Annotated in this window: 2 protein-coding genes; both read left to right on the top strand. The window is 61.1% G+C overall.

The window, feature by feature from the left end; all coding sequences use genetic code 11:
- On the top strand, positions 1 to 1,480 hold a 1,480-nt coding region (locus K8I61_01700; protein MBZ0270721.1), incomplete at its 5' end, for a hypothetical protein.
- A partial coding sequence (locus K8I61_01695; protein ID MBZ0270720.1) for a minor capsid protein occupies positions 1,481 to 5,434 on the top strand: 3,954 nt, incomplete at its 3' end. It abuts the gene before it with no gap.

The following is a 5,434-nucleotide window of genomic DNA, read 5'->3' as shown; positions in this document are numbered from 1 at the left end:
CATCCTCGACCCGACGCGCATGGGATCGGCGGCGTCGCTCGCGGGCAACGTGTTCGAGAAGCACGGCGTCAAGGACTCCATCCCCGCCGAGTGGCACGAGCGCGCGGCCAAGGCGTGGGAGTTCTATCTCGAGGAACCCATTGTCTCGAACGCGATCAACTCGTGGCGCGTCTTCGCCCTGGGCGACGAGGTCGGCGCATCGAGCGAGGACGAGGGAACACAGGACCAGGCGCGGGATCTGTTCTACCGCCTCGAACTGAACAACTTCGTGAGGGACATGATCCTCCAGCTGCTCGTGAAGGGCGACTGCACCGGGTATCTCAAACGAACCGCCGAGGGCGACGACCTGGACAAAGTCGTGTGCGTCAATCCGATCAGCGTGAAGCTCAAGTTCGTGGGCGGCGTGCTGACCGAGGCGCGGCAGCGGCGACAGCTGGCCGACGGCACGTTCGATACTGCTGACGACGGCGTGTCGCTCGCCCTCGACCAGATGCTGCACCTCAAATGGAACGCGCCGGAATTTTCCCCGCGCGGCAACAGCATCGTGCTTCCCGCGTTCGAGTCCATCGAACTGCTGCGGGATTTCCGCAAAGCCGAGCGCGCCATCGCCCTGCGCTGGACCACGCCGCTGCGCTTTATCCAGGTGGGCGGGCAGTTCGGCGACAAGGTCATCATGCCGAGTCAGAAGATGCTGGAGACGGTTCGCAACGAGATCGACAAGATGGATCTGAAAAGCGGCCTCGTCGTCCCGTTCTACGTGAAGGCGGAAACCTACGGAACCGAGGGGCACGTGCTCAACACCGAGACAAAGATCAAGGAGGTGAAGGAGGACATCCTCGTGGCGCTCGGCATGGCGCGGTCCATCATCACCGGCGACGGCCCGAATTTCGCCACGGCCTCGGTCTCGATGCAGAAAATGGTGATCATGCTCAAGGAAATCAAACAGGCCGCGCGGCGGATTCTGGATTGGGTTTTCTACGAGTGGATGGAACTCAAGGGCATCGACGCCGACGTCGATTACGAGTTCTCGGACATGGACCTCACGAGCGAGGTGGACCAGAAGCGGTTGTTGATTGATTTGTACGACCGCAACCTCATTTCCAAGAACACCCTGCAGTCGAAAATGGATTTGAACCCCGATGTCGAGTCGGCCAACCGCACGAAAGAGCAGCGCCTGGTCGACATGAACTGGGACATCAAGGATGTCACGGCGCTCGTGCAGCTGGCGATCATGAGTCCCGCGTCGGCGCGCAAACTGCTGGGATTGGAAGAAGCCGCCGAGGAGAAATCAATTCAGCAGGACGAGCAACAGGCGGTCCAGGCCATGTACGCTGACGCGGCGGCCAAGACCCGCGCATCGGGCGAGACCTGCAGCGAGTGCCTGCACTTCGACGAAGAGGCGAATCACTGCCGCGTGCTGGAGCGCGAGGCGTCTCTATTCGATCCGGCGTGCCGGTTCCATCGTAACGCGGCGGTCTAAATGCTGGCCGTCGCCCTCGACCAGGCCGAGCGAATCCAAAATAGCGTTGCGGCTTCGTTCGCGGCCCGCGATCTGTACACGGAGCAGCAGGTCGCGGCGCTCGTCGGGTCGTTACGCGAGGCCGAGAAGCGGGTCAAGGCGGATTTGCTCCGGTATGCCGATCTGGGCGCGCTCACACCCGGGCAGAAGATCAACCAGATCCGGCTCGCCGCGCTCACCGATCGGCTCGACGGCACGATCAAGGGTCTGAAGGCCGAGCATACGCTCGCGCTGAAAGTAGCCGCGAAGGAATCCCACCTCGAGGGCATGTCGCAGGGCGCGATGGAACTCAAGGTCCACGGCCTGCCGGGGTATGACGCGCTCACCGACGAATCCGCGAAGCGACTGGCGAAGGACGCCTTCTCGCTCATGGACAAAAGCGCGCTCGATTTCCTCGTGCGCTTCGATGTCCAACTTGCCGGGCAGGTCTCCACGGATCTGCTGACCGGTATCAAGAACTCGCTGACGGTCGGGATCGCGGCGGGCCTCTCCATCCCCAACATCGCCAAGAACATCGGTTCGGTGATCCTGGACAAGGAAGCGTTCAAGCAGGCGGGCAAGACCGTTTTCGCTACGGCGCAGCAGCGTATCGAACTGATCGCCCGGACGGAAATCCTGCGGGCCCACAACCAGGGGCGGCTCAAGTTTTACGACACCGTGGGCGTGCGCGAGGTTCGGTGGATGGTCGCGCATGACGAACGCCTCTGTCCGATTTGCTCGGAACTCGATGGAAAAGTCTTTCCCGTCGACAAGATGCCGCCGATTCCACGTCACCCGGCCTGCAGATGTTGTGTATCGGCAATGCCCCTGCGGGTGTGCAGCACCGACTCATTGAAACTGACTGCGATGGCCGGTCCCGCCGATTCCCAGGGGTCGTGCCTCATGTCGCCGACGCAGGTGCATGACGCCTCGGTCGCGCAGAAGGTCGAGCAGGCGCAGGTCAACAAGGCGGTCAAGCAGGGCCAATACGAAACGCTCGGTATCAAGCCGCTGCAGGAAGAGTGCAAAAAGCGCGGCATTTCGATCTACCGGACCAAGGCCGACTTCATCAAGCTGCTGGGACAGCAGAATACATCCATCGATTATTCGACCTGGGCGACCAAGGACATCATGGCCGAGGTTGCCAAGCAGGGCATCGGCAAAACCTGCACGAAGGACGACCTGATAGCGATTCTCAAGCAGTTCGACTCGGCGCACGCGGCGATTATCCAAGAGGCGGCCGCGCTTCCGGATTTCTCGTCGATGACCGTGCAGCAACTTCAGGACGAAGCGAAGAAGCATGGCATCTCCATCGCCAAGACGAAATCGCAGTTCATCGCGGAACTGGAGAAGCTCGAACCCAATCCCGCGAAGCCGCACTTCATGCTCAAGGGCCAGGAACTCGAAGCCAAGATCAAGCAGTTCGGGATCGGCAAGCTCAAGCCCAAGGAGATGCTGGTTTCCGATCTGCAAAAAGCCCTCTCCATCGACAAAAAGGCGGTGCAGGCGGTCGAGGAAGCGGCCAAGCACAAAACGGAACTGGTCCAGGCCATCGACGCGGTCGTGATGCCCGACGATCCGGCGCAGTTTCAGACGTTCCTCGATTCGGCGAAGAAGGCGGCGCAGGCCTACACCCAGCACGCGGATTTTATCGCCGCCGGTGAGGTGGGTTCGCTCTCGGAATCCCTCGCGCAAAAAGTCACGGCCTGGGAAACGAAGGTCAAGAATATGTCGCTGGACGATCTGAAGAAGCTCGCCCAGCAGACCAAGCTCAAGCATTACCAGTGGCACACAAAAGACGAACTGGTCGCGCGGTTCTCGATGTTCGACGATGCGCAACTGGCGAAAGTCGATGCCTCGGTTGAAGCGAAATGGGCGAAGTGGGCCGAGAAGCATGGCGGCAAAAAGGCAAAGACGCCGACGTCGGAAGTCGCGCCGGAAAAGCCGAAACCGGCCCCGGCCCAGAAGCCCGCTGCACAACCGCCGAAGCCGGTGGAGATCCCGGAGACGCCGCTCCCACCGAAGGACCCGACGAAGCTTGTTCCCGCCGACGAGCACTTCCGAGATGTGGATGCGCGGTGGGAACAGATCAACGCGAAGAAGCCGTTCAAGAATCGCCGCGAAGTGAGAAACGAACTCGGCGGCGCGCATCGCAAGTTCATTTACGACGACGACCAGGGGAACAAATGGCTCTTCAAACCGATCTCTGAGGATTTCCGCGCCCACGGCGACGAGGTCGCCTATCGCATCGGCCGCCTGGTCGATCCGGACGCGGTCGAGGTCCGGCTGATCGAACTGGACGGCGAGACCGGCTCGATCCAGCGGATGGTGCCGAAACTCAAGGCGCAGAAGGACTTCAAGGGTATCGACCCGAAGGACCTGCTGCCCGCAGAAGTGGAGCAGGTTCAGCGCGAGCACGTGATCGACTGGCTGATCTCAAATCACGATGGCCACTGGGAGAACTTCCTGCGCGGAACGGACGGCCATCTCTACGGGATCGACAAGGGGCAGTTGTACAAGTTCCTGGGCGACGACGCGCTCGACATCGCGTACCATCCGAACGCCGCCCACGGCGCTTCCGAACCGTATTACAACACGGTCATGCGCGCCTTTTCGGAAAAGCGCGTCGACATGAACCTGCAGGCGACGCTCACCTACATCGAGCGCGTCGAGGCGATTCCCGACGACCAGTTCCTCGATCTGCTGACTCCGTATGCGGAGCGGCGATTCTCACAGAAGGCCAAGCAAAATGTTTTTTACAATATGGCGCTCGACCGCAAGCATAATGTCCGGCGCGACTTCGAGACGTTTTACGACAAGCTCGCCAAGAAGCGCGGGCTGCCGGGTTTCTCGTTCGACGCGAAGGCCGCGAAAAAGGGTGTGGCGCGCCTCGGCCAATTCGAAGAACGGATGGTCCAGGACGCGGCCGAGGCGGGTTGGCAGGGCAAATCCATCCCCATCGACGTGGACCAGATCGAGGACCAGAACGCGCTCGTCTTCCAGCAGACGGTGAAGAAGGGATCGAAGGTCACCGGCAAGCAGACCGTCGTGCAGATCAAGGTGCGGCCCGAGCACGAGGACAAAATCCTCGAGGCCATCGGCAAAGCGGGGCCGCCGGGCAAGAAAACGATTCTGCCGCAGATCGGGGCGCCGCTGCCGGAAGATGAATTCTACGATGACATCCTGGCCGCCGTGAAAAGCGCCAACCACCACATGGGCGACAAGGTTTTCAGCGATCAAAAGATTGAGAAGGCCATGTCGCACTGGGAGCGCCTGGTGATGCAAGCGGCGCAGAGCGATCCGGAAGTGGCGAAGATGGCCGAGCAATATCTGGATGCTCTACGCGAGATGCAAAAGACGGTTGAAGCCGTGAAGAGCGGAAAGGCGGGCGTCTCGAAGCTTCCCAAGTTCACGCAATACGTCAGGCGCACCCTGCCGGAACGGGCGACGGTTCCGAACATCCCGAAGCCCAAGGACATGGTCGTTCGCAAGGGCAAGGTGCTGATGCAGAAGCGCACCAATACGGCGGGCGAGATCATCACCGACGGAACAGAGCGCGATCTGTCGGCGGTCTTTGGGCGGTCGATGGTCGACGGCACGCAGTTCGAGATCGAATTCGAGGACGGCGTCACGGCGGTCTATCGCCCATGGGCGGGCAATGGCGACATTTTCGCGGCGGCGGGGGAACTGGAGGTGCGCGTCGATGGGGCTTGTGCCCCGGGCGTCGTGGAAAAAGCCCTTGAGAAGATCGAGCGGTTGGGCCTCAATGCGGCCCCGGCGGCCATCGAGGACGCCGAGATCATGTACTTGCAGAAGCAGGCCTACATCCAGAGCATCGACAACTCGCCGCGCTTCAAGAAGGTGCTGACCTCGATGAAAAACAAAACGAAGCAGGAGCAGGTGCGGGCCATGCGCGATTTCTGGAGCACGGAACTG

The sequence above is a fragment of the bacterium genome, from assembly GCA_019912885.1.
Taxonomy (GTDB): Bacteria; Lernaellota; Lernaellaia; order JACKCT01; family JACKCT01; genus JAIOHV01.
Note: the sequence above shows the minus strand (reverse complement) of the source record. Positions and strands in the feature narration are given on the sequence as shown.